Below are 18156 nucleotides of genomic sequence, written 5' to 3'. Positions count from 1 at the left end.
CCTGCCGGTCGGTGAGCTGGGGCAGGTCGGCCAGCAGGACGCGGGCGGCGCGGTGCAGCGCGCGCAGCGCGTCGGCGTCGATCAGCGCCGCCACCGGGTGGCCCCCGACCGGAAGGCGAGGGCCGGCGTATGTACGGGGTCCTACCTGAGGGTGATCGCGTAGATCTGCACCCGAGGATCGTTCCGCAGGCCGACGGAACGCACCGTCTTCGACGCGTCGAGGTCCGCGGAGGCACCGAACAGCCGCACCGGCGGGCCGTCCACGCCCTGTCCGCGCTTGATCCGGTGCGGCATCTCCAGTGCCACGGAGCCGCCCTGCGGCACCGCTCCCGCCCAGTCGCCCACGGTGACCGGCACTTCGGCGGTGGTTCCGTCGGTGTAGCGGACGGTGAGCGTGGTCGTCACCGGGCCGTGGTGGGCCGCGGCGACCAAGCGCAGCGCGCTGTACGACCCGGCCGGGAGCAGCACGGCCTGACCGCGGGTCTCGACGAAGTTCGCAGCCGTCCCGGACGGATCGGGAGCGTCGTAGGTCACGCCGTCCCAGACGACCGGACCCGCCGCGGGCAGCAGGTCGCCGTCGTAGCTCCATCCCGATCCGTCGAAGTCGCCCTCGCCGGAAGCTGCGACAGTCGCGGTTCCGTCGTGGTTCACCTCCTTGCCGAGGTCGACGGCACACTGCTCGTCGACGTCCGCCGCGCAGCGGGCCGCGGCGCGCACCTCGATGGTCGCGGCCCGTTCCACGGTCCTCACACCCTTCGCGGCCGCCGTGATGCGCACGGTGTACGAACCCGGCGCGGTTCCGGCCGGCACGCTCACGTCCACCGCCGCGGTCCGCTGGACCGGAAGCCGATGGGACGTGAGCGAGAAGGGCCCGGAGGTCTTCACGGTCCAGCCGCTGGGAGCCTTCGCGCCGACGTCCACCCGCAGCGTGCCGGGGAACTGGCCCAGCACGTCCAGTTCCAGGCGGACGCTCTGTGCGCTGTCAGCCGTCGGCAGGACGTCGGAGCCGGTGCGGAGCGAGGCGTCGAGGTGCCGGCGGGAATCGGCTGCCGCGCGGTTCACGGACGGCGGCTCGTCGCCCTTGCCCGTACCCCATGCCGATGGCTCGCCGGCCATCTCGAAGGCGAGGTTTCCCCCCTTGGCGACCGCGTCCCAGTCCAGCCAGGTGGCGCGCAGGCTCTTCCCGCCGAATCTCGCCTGCTTCACGTAGCGCCGGGTGTCGCTCGCACCCGGTGCCTCGACGGTCAGGGTGCCGCCTTGCTCGTTCCCGTAGGCGCCGATGCGGACGACCGCCGACGGGAACTGCGGGCTGGAGACGGCGAGGAAGTCGCCGCCGTTGGTCGTCGGGTACAGGCCCAGGGAGGAGAAGACGTACCACGCCGACATGGTGCCCAGGTCGTCGTTGCCGGTCATGCCGTCGGGCCCGTCGGTGAAGAGCGTCATCGCGGCGCGGACCACGGTGGCGGTCTTGGCAGGTGCGCCGGCCCACAGGTACATGTACGGGGAGTGCAGATCGGGCTCGTTGTTCGGGTTGTAGGTCGGCTTCCCGTAGTAGTCGTACGGCGCCGAGATCCAGTCCTTGCGAGCGGTTCCGGCAGGGTCCGCGAGGAGTTTGCCGTAGGCGAAGAAGGCGTCGAGCCGCTTCTCGGTCTGCCGCTTGCCGCCCATCAGGGAGACGAGCCCGGCCGGGTCCTGGGGCACCAGCCACTGGTACTGGTGGGCGCCGCCCTCATGGAACTGGTGGCCCGCTTCGACGGGGTCGTAGGGCGTCAGCCAGGTGCCGTCGGTCGTGCGCGGCCGGAACTGCTCGATGGAGGAGTCCCACAGGTTCCGGTACCACTGGCCGCGTGCCGCGAACACGCGGGCGTCCGCGGTGTGTCCCAGCCCTTCGGCCATCAGGGCCAGCGACGCGTCCGCCGCCGCGTACTCCAGGGTCGCCGAAGCGGGATGCCGGCAGTCGTTGTCGCCGCCCTTGTCCGGACAGTCCTTCCCCGGTTCCAGCCCGCTGGGTATGTAGCCACGCTCCTGGTACGCGGCGACTCCCGCACGGCCGTTGTAGGGGGAGTCGTCCGGCGGCGTGCCGAGGGCGTTCTTCCTGAGAAGCGCGTACGCCTCCTTCTCGTAGCCCTTGAGCAGGCCCTTGGACCACGCCTCGACCAGGAAGGGGGTCACCGGGTCGCCGGTCATGATGTTGGTCTCGCTGTTGGCGAGCGACCAGCGCGGCAGCCAGCCGCCGTCCCGTCCGATCGCGACGACCGACAGCGCGACATCGCGGGCGACCTTGGGCTGCAGCATCTGGAGCAGTTGGTTGTGCGGCCGGTGGGTGTCCCACAGCGACAGGTTCTGGTAGGGCGTGAACTCCGACGCGACATGGGTCTTGCCGTCGAAGCCCGCATACCGGCCGTCGACGTCTCCGGCGAGGTTCGGGTGCAGTTGCGCGTGGTAGAGGGCCGTGTAGAACGCGCGTTGCCGCTCGGCCGGCCCCCCGTCGATCCTGACAGCGGCGAGCTGGCGCTCCCAGGTCGCACGCAGCGCCGCGCGAGTGGCGTCGAAGTCGTACGAGTCCTCCGTCTCCGCCTTCAGGTTCTTCCGGGCGCCCTCGACACCCGTGTAGGAGAGCCCCACCTTGACGACGACGTCGCGGTCGGTGCCGGCGTCGAAGGTCACCCAGGCGCCGTTCCCGCCCTCGCCGGCCGCGTCCCGCTCACCGGGGGCGGGAGTGGTGCCGCGCCAGGTGCCGTGCGAGGCGAACGGCCTGTCGAAGGTCGCTGTGAAGTAGACGGTGTGCCGGTCCTTGCCCGCGCAGAAGTTGCCCGCCTCGACACGGCCCTCGACCGTCCGGTCACCGACGACATGCACCTCCGAGCCGTACACCTTCTGGTTGGCCTTGCCCGTGTTGAACAGGACGTTGGCGCGGTCGGTCGAGGGGAAGGTGTAGCGCTGCCATCCCGTGCGGGGTGTGGCGGTCAGCTCGGCGTCGATGTCGTACTTCTTCAACCCGACCCGGTAGTAACCGGGTTCGGCGTCCTCGTCGTCGTGAGAGTAGGCCGAGCGGTAGGCATCGGGGTCGACGCTGTCGACCGCTCCGGTCGTCGGCATGAGCGGCAGCTCGCCCATGACGGAGCAGCCGACGCCGGAGAGGTGGGTCTGGCTGAATCCGTGGATCTTGTCCTGCTGGTAGTCGTAGCCGCCCTGGCCGCCGGTGTCCGGGCTGACCTGGACCATGCCGAAGGGGGCACTCGCGCCGGGAAAGGTGTTGCCGAAGTTCTGTGTGCCGATGAACGGGTTGACCAGGGACGTGAGTCGAGGAGCGGCCGCGGGGGCCTGGGCGGCGGCCGGCGTCGGACCCAGGGCACCGCCGGCAACGAGCAGTGCGACGAGGACTGTTGACGCGCGGTTACGCAATCGGTGGAGGGGTCTGTGCATGGAAGCGGTCTCCTGTTCCTCACCCGTCATGTGCTGCGCGACATGAGAGGTGATCCCGGAGCGACGGACGGAGCGGCCGCATTCGACCGGCCACATGCGCGGCGCTCGGGCATGGGGTGCTGGGGTAGGGGATGATCGGTCTGTGTGCAGGCGTTCGCCGTGGACACGGCTGCTGCACGGTCCAGGCGCGCGAGACGCGCCCGCGGGCGCCGGACGCGTACGCCTCCGCATCGCAGGTGACAGCCCGCCGACGAAGGCTCCGTCCGTGGGCGAACGGGCGAGGCGCACGGGCGGGACGCACGGGATGGAGCGCCGGCCCGAGGGGCCCGGCGCTCGCGAATTCACTCGGTCTCATGCACGGGAGGGAAGCGGTGTGCAGGTCATCGCGGTGAGCCCTCCTTCGCAGCGCAATCAGCGGCACTCGGCTGGATGGAAGCGGACTAGATCACGCCTCTGACATCGTTGTCAAGGCTTCCGGTACCAGTTGGTGCCGGCACATCAACCCGGCCGTACTCGCTTATCCCTTCCTCGCCACGAGGGCCGCCGTGTCGATCGAGGGAAGGGCCGAAGAGCGGTTCCCGCCCTCTCGCGGCTCCCCTCCACGGCAGGAGTCCGAGGGCGCGTGGCAGCTTGCCGGCCCGGCTCGAAACCCGATCGGGTGCGGCTGGCTCATGCGTCGAACCGCTCCGGGCAGCACGCCGCACCAAGCCGGCGCCCGGCCCGGGAGGCGCCGGAGCGGACCAGGATCGACTGCGGCGAGCGAACCCACCCGAGCCGGACCATGTGGTCGAGATCGGCCCGGCGCCAAGCCGACGGGTCCGTGGATTCTTGGGGGGCCCGGGGAACCGGAGGGTGGTGCAGCTCGGGATGCCGTTGACGAGCGACGAACCAGGTGGCAAGTGACCTGCGAGTAACTTCCGGATCGAAGATTGGCCCCTCCAGGGACATGGCGAGGGGGCAAGTGATGTGCGCTTGTGCTCAGGTCGTCCGTTCCAGTTCGGGGTCGGTGGAGGCAGGGACCGCGAGCTGGAGGGGGCTGCCCATGTTCAGGCGCACCTCCCCGTGGGGCTGGATGCGCTGTTCCGGTATCGGCTCTTCTCGATCGCGCCGACCGTCGGGCGGCGGAGCGCCGCGACGAGCCGGCGCCTCCTGCCGGCGCGGGCTACATCGTGATGGCCGGTCCGGAGGGAAACGAGTTCTGCTGGGACTGAACGACGGGGAACTTCACGCCGGTGAGGTCTTCGGAGACGGCCCACAGCCGCTGCTGGACGGCTACTTCGTACGACTCCGGGCTGGAGGTGACCAGCCGGGGGTGGCCCTTGATCTCGTTGCGCCCGCCGGGACCGTAGTACTGGCCGCCGAGCGCGGCGGGGTCGGTGGCGGCGCGCAGGGTGGGCAGGGCGCCCATGGCCGGCGTCTGGGTGATCAGCGGCGCGAGCCAGGTGACGGGCAGGCGGAGCGCGGCGGGGGTGTTGCGGAGAAGGTCGGTGTTGGACACGCCGGGATGGGCGGCGACCGCGACGGTGGTGCCGTGCGAGGCGAGCCGGCGCTGCAGCTCGTATGTGAACATCAGGTTGGCCAGCTTGGACTGACCGTAGGCGGCGGTCCGGCTGTACGACCGCTCCCACTGCAGGTCGTCGAAGTGGATCGCGGCCCGGATGCGGTGGCCGGTGCTGCTGACCGTCACCACGCGCGAGCCGGGCACCGGCAGCATCAGGTCCAGCAGCAGCCCGGTGAGCGCGAAGTGGCCGAGGTGGTTGGTGCCGAACTGCATCTCGAAGCCGTCGGCGGTGGTCTGCTTCGGGGTGTACATCACGCCGGCGTTGTTGGTCAGCAGGTCGATCCGGTCGAGCCGGGACCGCAGCGCCGCCGCCGCGGTCCGGATGGAGTCGAGCGAGGTCAGGTCCAGCGCCTGCACGGTCACGTCGCCGGTCATGCGGGCCGCGGCCTGCTCGCCCTTCTCTACGTTGCGCACGGCGAGCACCACGGACGCCCCGTGCTCGGCGAGCGCCTTGGCGGTCTCGTAGCCCAGTCCGGTGTTGGCCCCGGTCACCACGGCCACCCGCCCGCGCTGGTCCGGAATGTTTGCTGTTGTCCACTTCTTGCCCATGTCAGGCTCCCAGCCATCTAAAGTACCGAAGGTATCTTGTGTTCTCGACGTTAAAGTACCTTCGGTACGTTGTCAACGTACCGAAGGTATCTAATTTAGACTGGGGAGCGTGACTTTCCAGCGGGCGCGAACCGAAGAGCAGCGGGAGATCCGCCGACGGGCGATCCTCGACACGGCGTCGGCGATGCTCGACGAGATGCCTGTGGCCGCGGTCACCCTGAACGAGCTCAGTCGCCGGGTAGGCCTGGCGAAGCCGAACGTGCTGCGCTACTTCGAGTCTCGCGAGGCGGTGTTGCTGGAGCTGCTCGACCGCTATCTGCGGGAGTGGCTGACGGAACTGGCAGGGGAGCTGGCCGCCGGCGTCGACGAAGACCTCCCCATGCCCGAGCGGGCGGCAGCGGTGGCCGAGATCCTCGGCCGCTCACTGTCCGGCCGAAAGGCGCTGTGCGAGCTCTTCGGCGCACAGGGCAGCGTCCTGGAGCACAACGTCTCCGTCGAGGTCGTGGCACGCTACAAGCGCGCCTCCCTGGACCGCCTGACAACCATGACCGCCCTGCTCCGGAAGTACCTGCCGGAGCTGGGCGAGAACGCGACACTGTTCAGCCTGCAGACCATGGTCATGGCCGGCGCGCTGTCGGCGTACAGCACGCCCCCGCCCAGCCTGCAGGCGGCCTACGAGGCCGAGCCCGACCTGGCCCGCTTCCACTTGGACCTGGAGGACTACTTGAAGCAGGCCTTGACCGCAACCCTCCTGGGCGTGCTGCCCCGCCGCTGACCAGCGTTGCACCGAACAGGCCGAACCTCTGTACCTCTCGCGCTCGACCGGCTCTCCCGCTCCGTGCTGCACCTGGTGACCCTCGGCGGGACGAGAACACCCCGGGCGACCCCGAAAGCCCTCTCGGCTTCCGTTTCTGCTGGAAAGGGAACTCGCCGCCGGCCCACTCGCCCACACCATCGTGCGCCCCGGCTTCGTGTACGGCGGCCCGGCCACCACCTCCCTGAGCGGACAGTGGTTCGCCGCGGCCGAAGCCGGAAAACCCGTCTTCTACGGCGACACCTCCAAGCACTACAGCTGGGTCCATGTCGACGACCTCGCCGACGCCTACGTCCGCATCCTCGACAACCCGGCGGCGGTCGACGGCGAAGTGTTCGTCATAGCCGACGACCAGCGTCTGAGGGCCTTGGACGTGCAGCGTGTCGCGGTCCGTGCCGCCGGCTACACCGGTGAGATCACCTTGGAGCCCGCGGAGGCGGGCGGCATGATGCAGGTGGCCGCCGACCAGGACGAGCTCGTCTCCAGCGCCAAGGCCCACCGCCTCCTCGGCTGGCGCCCCCGCCACTTCTCCTTCACCGACAACCCCGTACAGCATTACCGGGCGTGGAAGGCCGACCGGACGAGCGCCTGACAAGGACCGGTGGCGAAGGCGGAGGGGGTGGGGCAGGGCCACGTCTCGCAGGAGACGAGCACGCCGCGCCGGAGCATCACCTCCTCGGCCCCGCGGAAACCGAGCGGGAAGCGGAAGTACAGCCACACGCAGCGGGACATCATCCCGGCCGGGTACCGTGCCCCCGGTACGACGCCGGCGAGCTCTCCACGGACCCCCTCCTCCGTCAAGACCGGCTCGAAGGCTCTCCCGTACCACTCGCCAACGTGACAGTGCCGAGGGGAGCGACGGGGTGCGGCCCGACAGGTCACAGTTCGTGCTCCTCGTACGGCCGGCCCGCTGCGGGCCGGCCGTCGTCGACCACGCAGCGGGCCAGGCGCAGGCGTCCGGTCCCGGACAGGGGGGCGATTACGGTGGGGCACGAAGGTCTTTCTGACGGTGTGGACGCCGCAATCCACACCGAACCGGAAGGCCCTCACCCGTTCAAGGGCGGGGAGCCCTCCGGTGGGGGCGTGGACGCGCGGTGTCACAGACGGCCGTCGGTGAAGAAGCAGGGGCCCGTTGTCCTGGCGGCCCGCCCGCTGACCGGAAAGCACGGGTCCACGCGACGCGCCTCCCTACGATGCCCCCGGGTGGCCGTGGGCTGACGGACCGTCATACGTCGGCGGTGAGCTGGAGGGCATGTGGACGCTCGGAACGCGCGAGCCGGCGCCGCGGCGCCGGGGGAGGAGCACGAGACCGCGACACATCCGGCCCTGCAGCTCAGGGCCACCGCGATCGGCGCCGGGGCCGTGCTGCTGTGGGCGTCGCTGGCCCTGTTCACCACGCTGACCGGGCGGATTCCACCGTTCCAGCTCACCGCCATGGCGTTCGCGGTGGGCGGCGTCCTCGGACTGCCCCGGGCGCTGCGCGGCGGCGGAGCGCCGGCCCGCGCGGTACCCCGCGGGGCCTGGGCACTCGGCGTCGGCGGCCTGTTCGGCTACCACTTCTTCTACTTCGTGGCCCTGCGGAACGCCCCCGCGGTCGACGCGGGCCTCATCGCCTATCTGTGGCCGCTGCTGATCGTCGTGTTCTCCGCACTGCTGCCGGGTGAACGGCTGCGCTGGTGGCACGCGGCGGGCGCGGTGCTCGGACTCGGCGGCACTTTCCTGCTGGTCACCGGCGGGCAGGGCGTCCAGTTCCGCGAGGAGTACCTGCTCGGGTACGCGGCAGCCGCCGTCTGCGCGGTGGTGTGGTCGGCGTACTCGGTGGCCAACCGGCGGCATCCGGCAGTCCCGACGGACATGGTGGCGTTCTTCTGCCTGGCCACCGCGGTGCTCGCGGCCGTCTGCCATCTGCTGTTCGAGGACACGGTCCGGCCCGGCGGCGGCCAGTGGCTCGCGGTACTCGCGCTGGGCCTCGGGCCGGTCGGCGGCGCGTTCTACCTCTGGGACCACGGCACCAAGCACGGCGACATCCGGCTCCTGGGCACCCTGTCGTACTTCGCCCCGCTGCTGTCCACGGCCCTGCTGATCGCGACGGGACGGGCCGACGCGAGCTGGCCCGTCGCCGCCGCCTGCGTGCTGATCACCGGCGGCGCCGTGCTCGCCTCGGCGGACGCGCTGCGTGCGGCGCGCCGCCAGGGCTGAGCCGGCCGCGACCACGTCGCGAACCCGTCAGGCGTCCACGGGCCAGATCCCGCGACGGACCCTTTCGGTCACTCGGCCGATCACCATGCCTCGGACCACGCCGGCCTTGAGCAAGCGCTTGCCCGGCGGTATGGGCGCGGCCGGCTCGGTGTCCGTCCAGCAGCATGATCGGACCGGATCGCAACGGTCGGGTCCGGCCGGGGTGCTGCCAGGCAGGGTTGACATCGAAAGGAGGCCTCATGATCTCGGCACTCAACCGGCTTGTCGATCTCGTCGAGGAGCACCTCGCCGAGGAGCTCGACGTCCACGGACTGGCCGGGGAGCTCGGCACGACCGAATACCACCTGCGCCGTATGTTCTCGTCGTTGGCCGGCATGCCGCTGTCGGAATACATGCGCCGGCGCCGCATGACCGTCGCCGCTGCCGACGTGGTCCGGGGTGAGGACGATCTGCTGAGCATCGCCGTCCGGCACGGATACAGCTCGACCGAGGCGTTCGGACGCGCGTTCCGTGCGGTCCACGGCGCCGGCCTCAGCGACGTGCGCCGCGACGGAGGCCCCTTGCGCACACAACCGCAGCTCAGGTTCCACCTGACCGTCGAAGGGAGCGTCCCCATGGACACCCGCCTCATCGATCGCCCCGCGTTCCGGCTGGTCGGACACGCAGCCCGGGTTCCGCTCATCCACCAGGGCGTCAACCCGCACATCCAGCAGCACATCGCCGCACTGCCGCAAGAGGAGCACCTCCGGCTGAAGGCCCTCGGCGACACCGAACCGGGGGGCCTGCTGCAAGTGTGCGACGATCTCGACCCCGACGGGACGGAGGGGAGCGAACTGACCTACCTGCACGGGGTCGCCGTCTCCCGGGACACGCCGGTCCCCGACGACCTCGACGCCATCGAGGTATCGGCCGGCAAGTGGGCGGTCTTTTACACCGCCGGACCGTATCCGCAGGCCCTGCAGACGACCTGGGCCGCGACCGCGACGGAGTGGTTCCCCTCCAACCCGTGGCGTCTTCGGCCAGGTCCCTCGATCGTCGCGGTCCTCGAGCGCGTGGACGACTTCAGTACCGCGACCTGCGAGCTGTGGCTCCCCGTCGAACCGGCGTGACGGATTGCGGTCACGGAAATCACCCCGGGCCGCCGGCTGGTCCGTTCCGCTGATGCTCTCTGAGTGCGGCGGCACAGTGGACAGGCCCGCAGCGCCTTCCCCATCGGCGTTGTGGGCCTGAACCATGTGAACGGTCAGCGGTGGCCGGTCCGGGCGGCGTAGGCGCGCATCGGATCCGGCGCCGCCGGTCCCGCCTCGTTCATGCGCGGGCCGGAGAGGGCCTGGAAGTCCCTCATCGTGTCTGCGCGGTCGTGCGGGCGGCGGAGTCCGCGTGGTCATGCACCACACCGGATGCGGCCACGACGCTCGGGCCGGCGTCGCCTGCTCCTCATGCGGCGAGCCGCTGCGCCACACCGCACTGCGAACTCACTTCATGGAGGTCCCGGACGTTCGACGGCCGGACGTCGCGGGTGGAAGCCCGCGGTGAGGGAATCCAGGCCTGGCCCGGCCGCCGTCCTTGAAGACGCCGTCAAGGACGCCGTGCAAGAGCTGGGCGTGGACCCGGCTCAGCCCTTGAGACCCGATCGGGACACTCCCTCGATGACCCACCGCTGGGCCACGACGTAGAGCAGCAGGACCGGCACGCTGGCGATCACCGCGCCCGCCATCAGCAGGTCGTAGTGAATGCTGTTGGCGTTCTGGAAGTTGGCCAGCCCCGCGGGCAGGGTCAGCGACTCGGGACTGAGCAGCACGTACAACGGCCAGAGGAAGTCGTTCCAGTTGGCCAGGAAGGAGAGCATGCCCAGCGTGGTGAGCGCCGGCTTGGACAGGGGCAGGACCACCTTGACGAAGATCTGCCACCGGTTGCAGCCGTCGAGTTCGGCGGCCTCCTCCAGTTCGGCCGGAACCGTCAGGAAGAACTGGCGCAGGAAGAACACCCCGAACGCGCTCGCCGCGCCCGGCACGATCACCGCGGGCAGACTGTCCACCCAGGCCAGCTCGTTGACGATCAGGAAGTTCGGGATGAGCAGCACCATGGGCGGCACGAACAGCGTCGCGACGATCGAGGTGAAGAAGATCCCCCGGCCCTTGAACCGCATCCGCGCCAGCGCGTAGGCCGCGGGAGTCGCTGTGACCAGGACCAGACCGGCGTGGGCCGCGGCGGCGAGGACGCTGTTGAACAGCCATCGCCCGACCGGGCTGTCCGTGGCGGTGAGGATGTGCTCGTAGGCCTGCAAGGTGGCGGGGGAGGGGATCCACCGCGGATCGGTGGCGCCGGCCGCCTCCCTGGTCTTGAACGAGGTGGCCAGCATGTACAGCAGCGGGCTGAGGTACAGCGCCGCCACGACGGCCAGGACGAGGTGCAGCAGGGAACGGCGCAGGCGCCGGGCGGTGGCGGCCGAGGCCGGCCGCGGGGAGTGCCGTTGCTCGCGCGGGCCGCCGGCCCTCGGCCGGCCGGTGATCTCCGTGTGGGTCATCGCCCCTCCTGACGCTCGCGGAAGACGCGGAAGACCACGGCGCTGGCCGCCATCAGGGCCAGGGCCAGGACGAAGCTCATGGCGGACGCCGAGCCCATCTCGAACCGCCGCAGACCGGTCTCCGCGATGAGGAAGATGGCCGTCTTGGTCTCGTCCGCCGGCGCGCCGCCGGTGATGATGTACGACTGGCCGAACATGTTGGCCGAGGCCAGCAGCGTGGAGTTCACCACGAACAGGGCCACCGGCCGCAGCCCGGGCAGCGTGACGTGCACGAAGCGCTGCCAGGCGTTCGCCCCGTCGACCTTGGCCGACTCGTACAGCTCCGCCGGGATGTCCTGCAGACCGGCGAGGTAGATCACGGAGTTGAACCCGAGCGTCCACCACACCGTGACCAGGACGAGCGCCCACCAGGCGGCCGGGGTGTCGGTGGTCCACTGGATGTCGCCGGGCAGGCCGACGAGGCCCAGGTAGTGGTTGACCAGGCCGATGTTGCCGTCGAGCAGAAAACGCCACAGCAGGCCCACCACGGCCACCCCGAGGACATACGGGGCGAAATACACGGCTCGGTAGAGGTTGCGGCCCCGGAACCTGCCGTTCATCAGCAACGCCGTGAACAACGGCACGACCAGCAGGAACGGTGTCGACAGCAGGGTGAAGACGCCGGTGGCGCGCATGGCCCGCCAGAAGCGGGGGGCCTCCACCCCGTCCGGGTCGAACAGCTCCCGGTAGTTGGCCAGGCCCACGAAAGGCTTGGCGGGCAGGTTGATGTCCCACGCGTGCAGACTGATCCACAGTCCGTAGCCGATGGGGATCACCACGAAGGTGAGGAAGAGCACCAGGTACGGTGCCATGAACATGTAGGGGGTCCACCACCGGTAGGACCGTGAGACGGCCCGGACCGCGCCGCGGTCCGGGACTCGCGGTGCACTGGTGGCGGACGGCGGTGTCTTCAGCCGTCGCACCGACGTCGCCTCACTTCGCGTACTTCTGCTTGTTCTCGGCCAGGATCTTGTCGGCGGTCTTCACCCCGTCGGACAGTGCCTCGGCCGGCGGCTGCTGTCCCAGCACCGCCTTCTGGACGGCCAGTTCCAGCGCCTTGCTCTGCACGTCGCCCAGGCCGGGCAGCGCCGGCAGGAAGCGGAAGACATCCACGTCCTTCGCCAGCTGCGTCTGCGGCAGCCGGGCCACCCCGGCCTCGGCGCGGACACTGTTGCGTGCGGGGATCATGCCGGCCCGGGCCCACTCCGTGGACCGCTCGCTCATGTAGTCGATGAAGAACTTCGCGGCCTGAACCTTGTTCTTGTCCCGCCCGGCCTGGGAGGTCAGCACGAAGTTGTGGCTGGCGCTCCACACCGCGGGTGTGGAGCCGATGGTGGGGATGGATGCCATGTCCCACTTGATCTTCCCGGCCGTCGACTTCAGGTCGTTGATCTGCCAGATGCCGTCCCAGGTGAAACTGACCTTGTCGTTCTTGAAGGCGTTGTACTGGGCGTCCTGCGCGACCTGGCCGGGGCTGTAGCCCTTGCGGATCTGCTCGGTCATCCAGGCCAGGGCCTCCTCGCCGGCGTCCGAGCCCCACAGGGCCTTGGTGCCCTCCTCGTCGTACAGCTCACCGCCGAACTGCCACAACAGGCTCATGAACATCAGGTGGGCCGGCCACTTGTTCGGCATCCAGAAGGGCTGGGAGACACCCGCGGACTTCAGCTCCTTCAGCGCGTTCTCGTAACCCTCGCGGTCGGTCGGGGCCTTCTCCAGGCCCGCACGGGTCAGGTGGCGGACGTTCCAGTAGTCGGCGAGGCAGTGCACGTCGAGCGGGACGCTGTAGCGCTTGCCCTCGTAGACGCCGGCCTGCCACACCGCCGGGATGAAGTCCGACTCGGTGAGCTTCAGGGCCGACACGACGTCGTCCAGCGGTATGAGCGTGCCGCGCACCGCGAAGGTGGCGATCTGGTCGTTGTGGATGACGGCGACGTCCGGGCCCTTGCCGGCGCTGATGGCGGTCGGCATCGCCGGGTACAGGTCCTCCCAGCGCCGGGTGGTGTTCTTCACGGTGATGCGGCCCGCGTACTTCTCGTTGAAGGCGGCCAGCATGGCCTTCATGTGCGGGCCGTCGCCGCCGGTGAACCCGTTCCAGTACTCGAGGGTGACCTCGGGGCCGTCGTACTCGCCGCCGCCGAAGGCCGGGGCGTCACCGGTGTCGTTCTCCCCGGCTCCCACCTTGGTACCGCCGCTGCACGCCGTGAGGAAGCCGGCGGCCGTCACGCCGGCGGCCGCGCCGAGGAACGCTCTGCGCCGGACCGGGGGGATGGACGAAGTAGTGCTGCGCATTTCCTGCTCCTTGGATTCGGGCTCGTCGTCGGGCCCGTTGGACAGCGAGGGGTGGGTCAGGGGGCGGTGAGGCGGATCATGGTCCAGCTGACGGGCGGCAGACGGGTGCTGAGAACACCGTCGTCGATCTTGGTGCCCGCCACGTCGCGCGGCCGGACCCGGTCGGGTGCGGCCTCGGTGTTCGCCGCTGTCAGGTCCTCGTCGTGCAGGACCACGTGCTCGACGACGCGGTGGCGGGGGAAGGCGCGCAGGCCGACGGAGAGGGCCAGTTGCTCCCGGGAGCCGCGGTTCACCGCGAAGAGCACCACGTCGCCGCTCTCCTCGTCGTGCGTGGCGGTCGCCCAAAGGGCGGGTACCGGACCGTACTTGGCTGTGTCGACGACCGGTGAGTCCGGTTCGACGCGGAGCACCGTGCCCCTGGCGTGGCGCGCGGTGCGGGCGAAGGGGTGGAAGATCGTCTGTCGCCAGGCCGGGCCCTGGGGCCGGGTCATGATCGGCGCGATGACGTTCGCGAGCTGCGCCTGACAGGCGGCGCCCAGGCGGTCGGCATGCCGCAGCAGGGTGATCAGCAGGCTGCCCACGACCACCGCGTCGGTGACGTCGTAGACGTCCTCGATCAGTTCCGGCGCCTCGCGCCACGCCAGGGAGGACTCGCCGCCGAACCGGCTCTGGTACCAGACGTTCCACTCGTCGAAGGACAGCTTGATCTTCTTGCCGCTGCGCACCCGGGCGCCCACGTGGTCGGCGGTGGCGGTGATCGCGGAGATCATGCGGTCCATCTCCTCCCCGCTGGCCAGGAAGGAGTCGAGATCGCCGTTCTCGGGCTGGTAGTAGGCGTGCAGCGATATGTAGTCGACGAACTCGTAGGTGTGCTCCAGCACCGTGGCCTCCCACGAGGCGAAGGTGTCGATGTAAGCGTTGGAGCTGCCGCAGGCGACCAGTTGGAGACCGGGATCGAAGCGCTTCATGGCGCGGGCCGTCTCGGCCGCCAGCCGCCCGTACTCGTGGGCGGTCTTGTGCCCCATCTGCCAGGGGCCGTCGAGTTCGTTGCCCAGACACCACATGCGCACGTCGTGCGGCCGGTCCGCTCCGTGGGAGCGGCGCAGCTCGGACAGGGCGGTGCCCTCCGGGTGGTTGGTGTACTCCAGCAGGTCGAGCGCCTCGGCGACCCCGCGGGTGCCCAGGTTGAGCGCCATCATCGGCTCGACGCCGGCCTTGCGGGCCCAGCGCATGAACTCGTTGAGGCCGAAGGCGTTGCTCTCCAGGCTGCGCCACGCCAGGTCGAGGCGCCGGGGCCGCTCGGAGACGGGGCCGACGCCGTCCTCCCAGCGGTAGTTGGAGACGAAGTTGCCGCCCGGGTAGCGCACCGTGGTGACGCCGAGTTCCCGTACGAGATCGAGCACATCGGTACGGAATCCGTCCTCGTCCGCGGCCGGGTGCCCGGGCTCGAAGACGCCGGTGTAGACGCACCGGCCCATGTGTTCCACGAAGGAGCCGAACAGCCGGCGGTCGACGGTGCCGACCGCGAAGGCCGGATCGAGGGTGAGTCGGGCTGTGACCATGCGGGAGTACTCCTGGAGGTCTGACGGATGACGGAGCCGGGCACCGCCGAGTGCCAGGTCCCGCCGCCGGGAACGGCGCGGAACGAGGCGGTGGCGCGACGCGGCCGAAAGATCTGCGCGGTCTGTGGGGAGTACGATTACATCGTTGAAACAGCGTCGTAAAGTGGTCGCACGCTACGTATTCGAATCGTGGTCCTGGCTCCGGCCGTGAACGGTGAGCGGCTGCCGGGACGAGCGGCCCCTGTGCCAGGGTGGTGCTCGCCGCGCGAGTGAAAGCGCCGTCATCGGCGCAGTGGAGGTGACTTGATGGCAGCCAGTCTCAAGGATGTCGCAGCCCTGGCCGGAGTCTCGGTGAAGACCGTGTCGAACGTCGTGAACGGCTACACGTACGTGGCGCCGCCGACACGGGAGAGGGTTGAACGCGCCCTGACGGAGCTGGACTACCGTCCCAATCTGTCCGCCCGCAACCTGCGCCAGGGACGCACCGGAGTGATCGCCCTGGCCCTGCCGGAACTCGACGCGCCGTACTTCGCGGAGCTGACCCGCTTCGTCATCGACGCCGCGGCCGACCGCGGCTGGACCGTCATCATCGAGCAGACGGACGGCCAGCCGGAACGCGAACGTCAGGTGCTCGAGGGGATCCGTGAGCAGCGCATCGACGGCCTCATCTTCAGCCCGATCACGGTGGGCCGGGACGAACTGGCCGAGCGCAGCGACACCACCGCGCTGGTCCTGCTGGGCGAGCGCGTCATCGACGGCCCGACCCACCATGTCGCCATCGACAACCAGCGCGCGGCGAGGGAGGTGACGGAGCACCTGCTGTCCCTCGGCCACACCCGGATCGGCGCCATCGGACGCCAGACGAGCCCGAGTGCCAACACCGCACATCTGCGGCTCGCCGGCTACAAGGAGGCGCTCGCCGCCTCCGGCCTGCCCTACGACGAGGCGCTGGCGCCGCCGACCGACTCCTACCACCGGCGGGACGGCGCCGAGGTGATGGCGCGGCTGCTGGCGCTGGACGAGCCCCCTCAGGCGGTCTTCTGCTTCAACGACCTCCTGGCGCTCGGTGCCCAGCGCACCGCGCTGGCTCAGGGCCTGCGGATCCCGCAGGACGTTGCGGTCGCCGGCTTCGACGACATCGAGGACGGCCGCTACAGCACGCCGACGCTCACCACCGTCTCCCCCGACAAGCACCAGATCGCCCAGGTCGCTGTGGAGATGCTGGAGCAGCAGATCCACGGCCCCCGCCGTGTCGGGGCCCGCGCCCGCCCCCGGGAAGTGGCCGCGGCCCACCGGCTGATCGTGCGCGAAAGCACGCGGGGTTGAAGCGGCGACACGGATCCTTGTCGGACGACCAGGGCATGGTGCGCTCGATGACCCGACGTCGACGAGCCGCTGCCCGACAGCGAACCGAAGCTGCTGGAGCAGTTCGCTTCCCCGGCCCTGATCCGCAAAGCCGGAAGGCGACGACTGGTCACCCTGATACGGCCGAAGGCGCCGCGGATGGCCGAGCGGCTGGTGGAGGACATCTTCAGCGCACTCGGCGAACAGACCGTCGTCGTCCCGGGCACCGCGCGGCCGCGCTGATCGTTCCCAGCCTCGCCGGTTCCCTCCGGTCCATCCTTGACCAGCGCAAAATCCTCGCTGCAGGGATCGAAGGGCTTCTGGAGGCCCACCCTCTTTCCCGGGTGCTGATCTCGATGCCCGGCATCGGGGCCAGGACCGCAGCCCGCATCCTCATCGACGTCGGTGCCGGCAGCGGCTTCGCCACCGCCGGCCACCTTGCCGCCTACGCCGGCCTGGCACCCGTGACCAGGGACTTTGGCTCCTCTCGACGTCCTCTTCGCGATGCTCCGAGACGGCACCTTCCACCAGCCGCCCCCCCGGTTGCAGCTTGACGAAGCCCGTGGAGGCACCTTCTCCGGCCCGGAGCCGGCGGTGCCCGTGTCGGAAGCTGCGCAACCGGCCGGCGGTTGCACAGAGCGACCTGTTCGAGCTGCCGACCCTCCTGAACGGTTGATTTGTGGCGGAAGGTGCCCCAGATCGTGGCTCGCACGCACCGCGGCGCACGAAGCCCGTGCCGTCCGGTGCCTCCCACGGGATGCCGGACGGCGGAATCCGTCGCTAGATGGATGAAGGGCTCCGTGCCGTCCGAACGGCAGACGAGTGTGCAGGGAAAGGCTGGGAAACGGCATGCAGAAGCGCAATCTGCGGGATCTCCGGGTATCGGCCATCGGCCTGGGGTGCATGGGCATGTCCGCCTTCTACGGATCCGCCGATCGGGAGGAGGGAATCGCGACCATCCGGCGTGCCCTCGACCTCGGGGTGAACTTCCTCGACACCGCGCAGATGTACGGGCCGCTCACCAACGAGTCGCTCGTCGGTGAGGCGATCCGGGGACATCGCGACGAGTACGTGATCGCAACGAAGTTCAACTACCGGATGGACAACGCCGTACCCGGCGACATCAGCACGGTCGGCCCGCAGGATGGCTCGGCCGAGCACGTCCGGAGCTCGGTCCACGGTTCCCTGGAGCGTCTGGGGACCGACCACATCGACCTGTACTACCAGCACCGGGTCGACCCGAACGTGCCCATCGAGGAGACGGTCGGCGCGCTGGGCGAGCTGGTCGCCGAGGGCAAGGTGCGGTACATCGGCCTGAGTGAGGCGAGCGCGCAGACCATCCGGCGTGCCCACGCCGTGCATCCGGTCGCTGCGGTGCAGAGCGAGTACTCGCTGTGGTCACGTGACGTGGAGGCCGAGGTGCTGCCCGCCTGCCGGGAGCTGGGCATCGGCTTCGTGCCGTACTCGCCGCTCGGTCGCGGTTTCCTCGCCGGGCGGTTCACCTCGCCGGACGAGCTGGACGCGAACGACTGGCGCCGCGAGAACCCGCGCTTCCAGGACGCCAACCTGGAGGCGAACCTCCGGCTGGCGGCAAAGGTGAAGGAGATCGCCGCCGAGAAGGACGTGACCCCGGCCCAGTTCGCCATCGCTTGGGTGCTGGCACAGGGCGAGGACCTGGTGCCGATCCCCGGCACCAAGCGCCGCACCTACCTGGAGCAGAACGCCGCCGCGGTCGACATCGCGCTGACCGGGGACGATCTGGCCCGCATCGATGCGGAGCTGCCCGAGCCGGCGGGTGAGCGGTATGACGAGACGGGGATGCGAGCCGTCGACCTCTAGTACTGCG

The 18156-nt window shown here is 70.0% G+C and carries 12 protein-coding genes and 1 pseudogene; 7 read left to right on the top strand and 6 right to left on the bottom strand.

What is annotated here, in order from left to right:
• Positions 1–141 precede the first annotated feature (141 nt).
• Both AB0L29_RS25895 and AB0L29_RS25890 read right to left on the bottom strand, forming a co-directional pair.
• Positions 142–3426, bottom strand: a complete 3285-nt coding sequence (locus AB0L29_RS25895; protein WP_365830140.1) for a GH92 family glycosyl hydrolase — start codon at positions 3424–3426, stop codon at positions 142–144.
• Positions 3427–4588: 1162 nt separating this feature from the next.
• On the bottom strand, positions 4589–5536 hold the full coding sequence (locus AB0L29_RS25890; RefSeq protein WP_365830139.1) for an SDR family NAD(P)-dependent oxidoreductase: 948 nt from the start codon (positions 5534–5536) through the stop codon (positions 4589–4591).
• 109 nt (positions 5537–5645) lie between these two features.
• On the opposite strand from AB0L29_RS25890, the gene AB0L29_RS25885 reads away from it, so the two are divergent.
• From AB0L29_RS25885 to AB0L29_RS25870, 4 genes are all read left to right on the top strand, one after another.
• Positions 5646–6311, top strand: a complete 666-nt coding sequence (locus AB0L29_RS25885) for a TetR/AcrR family transcriptional regulator (protein WP_365830138.1) — start codon at positions 5646–5648, stop codon at positions 6309–6311.
• 136 nt (positions 6312–6447) lie between these two features.
• On the top strand, positions 6448–6942 hold the full coding sequence (locus AB0L29_RS25880; protein WP_365830145.1) for an NAD(P)-dependent oxidoreductase: 495 nt from the start codon (positions 6448–6450) through the stop codon (positions 6940–6942).
• A gap of 662 nt (positions 6943–7604) precedes the next feature.
• Positions 7605–8549 carry an EamA family transporter gene (locus tag AB0L29_RS25875; protein WP_365830137.1) on the top strand — a complete coding sequence of 315 codons (945 nt, stop codon included), beginning with the start codon at positions 7605–7607 and terminating at the stop codon, positions 8547–8549.
• Between the two features lie 239 nt (positions 8550–8788).
• Positions 8789–9658, top strand: coding sequence for an AraC family transcriptional regulator (locus AB0L29_RS25870; protein WP_365830136.1), 870 nt, complete (start codon positions 8789–8791; stop codon positions 9656–9658).
• A 506-nt stretch (positions 9659–10164) separates the two neighbouring features.
• Here AB0L29_RS25870 and AB0L29_RS25865 read toward each other — a convergent pair.
• From AB0L29_RS25865 to AB0L29_RS25850, 4 genes are all read right to left on the bottom strand, one after another.
• A complete protein-coding gene (locus tag AB0L29_RS25865; protein ID WP_365830135.1) occupies positions 10165–11076 on the bottom strand; it encodes a carbohydrate ABC transporter permease in 912 nt (303 codons plus the stop codon).
• Positions 11073–11933: a sugar ABC transporter permease gene (locus AB0L29_RS25860; RefSeq protein WP_365830134.1), complete on the bottom strand. Its 861-nt coding sequence runs from the start codon at positions 11931–11933 to the stop codon at positions 11073–11075. The genes AB0L29_RS25865 and AB0L29_RS25860 overlap by 4 nt, the downstream gene beginning before the upstream one ends.
• 115 nt (positions 11934–12048) lie before the next feature.
• A complete protein-coding gene (locus AB0L29_RS25855) occupies positions 12049–13404 on the bottom strand; it encodes an ABC transporter substrate-binding protein (RefSeq protein ID WP_365830133.1) in 1356 nt (451 codons plus the stop codon).
• Between the two features lie 56 nt (positions 13405–13460).
• On the bottom strand, positions 13461–14966 hold the full coding sequence (locus AB0L29_RS25850; RefSeq protein WP_365830132.1) for an alpha-N-arabinofuranosidase: 1506 nt from the start codon (positions 14964–14966) through the stop codon (positions 13461–13463).
• A gap of 306 nt (positions 14967–15272) precedes the next feature.
• Between AB0L29_RS25850 and AB0L29_RS25845 the strand changes: the two genes are divergently transcribed.
• From AB0L29_RS25845 to AB0L29_RS25835, 3 genes and pseudogenes are all read left to right on the top strand, one after another.
• Positions 15273–16292 (top strand): LacI family DNA-binding transcriptional regulator, encoded by a 1020-nt coding sequence (locus AB0L29_RS25845; RefSeq protein WP_365830131.1) that lies wholly within the window; start codon positions 15273–15275, stop codon positions 16290–16292.
• Positions 16293–16382: 90 nt separating this feature from the next.
• A pseudogene (locus AB0L29_RS25840) lies at positions 16383–16798 on the top strand (transposase); the annotation flags it as partial.
• A gap of 361 nt (positions 16799–17159) precedes the next feature.
• The gene (locus tag AB0L29_RS25835) at positions 17160–18149 is read left to right on the top strand and encodes an aldo/keto reductase (protein WP_365830130.1); all 990 of its coding nucleotides are present in this window, start codon (positions 17160–17162) and stop codon (positions 18147–18149) included.
• Positions 18150–18156: the final 7 nt, after the last annotated feature.

This window comes from Streptomyces sp. NPDC052701, from assembly GCF_040678355.1.
Taxonomy (GTDB): domain Bacteria; phylum Actinomycetota; class Actinomycetes; order Streptomycetales; family Streptomycetaceae; genus Streptomyces.
Note: the sequence above shows the minus strand (reverse complement) of the source record. Positions and strands in the feature narration are given on the sequence as shown.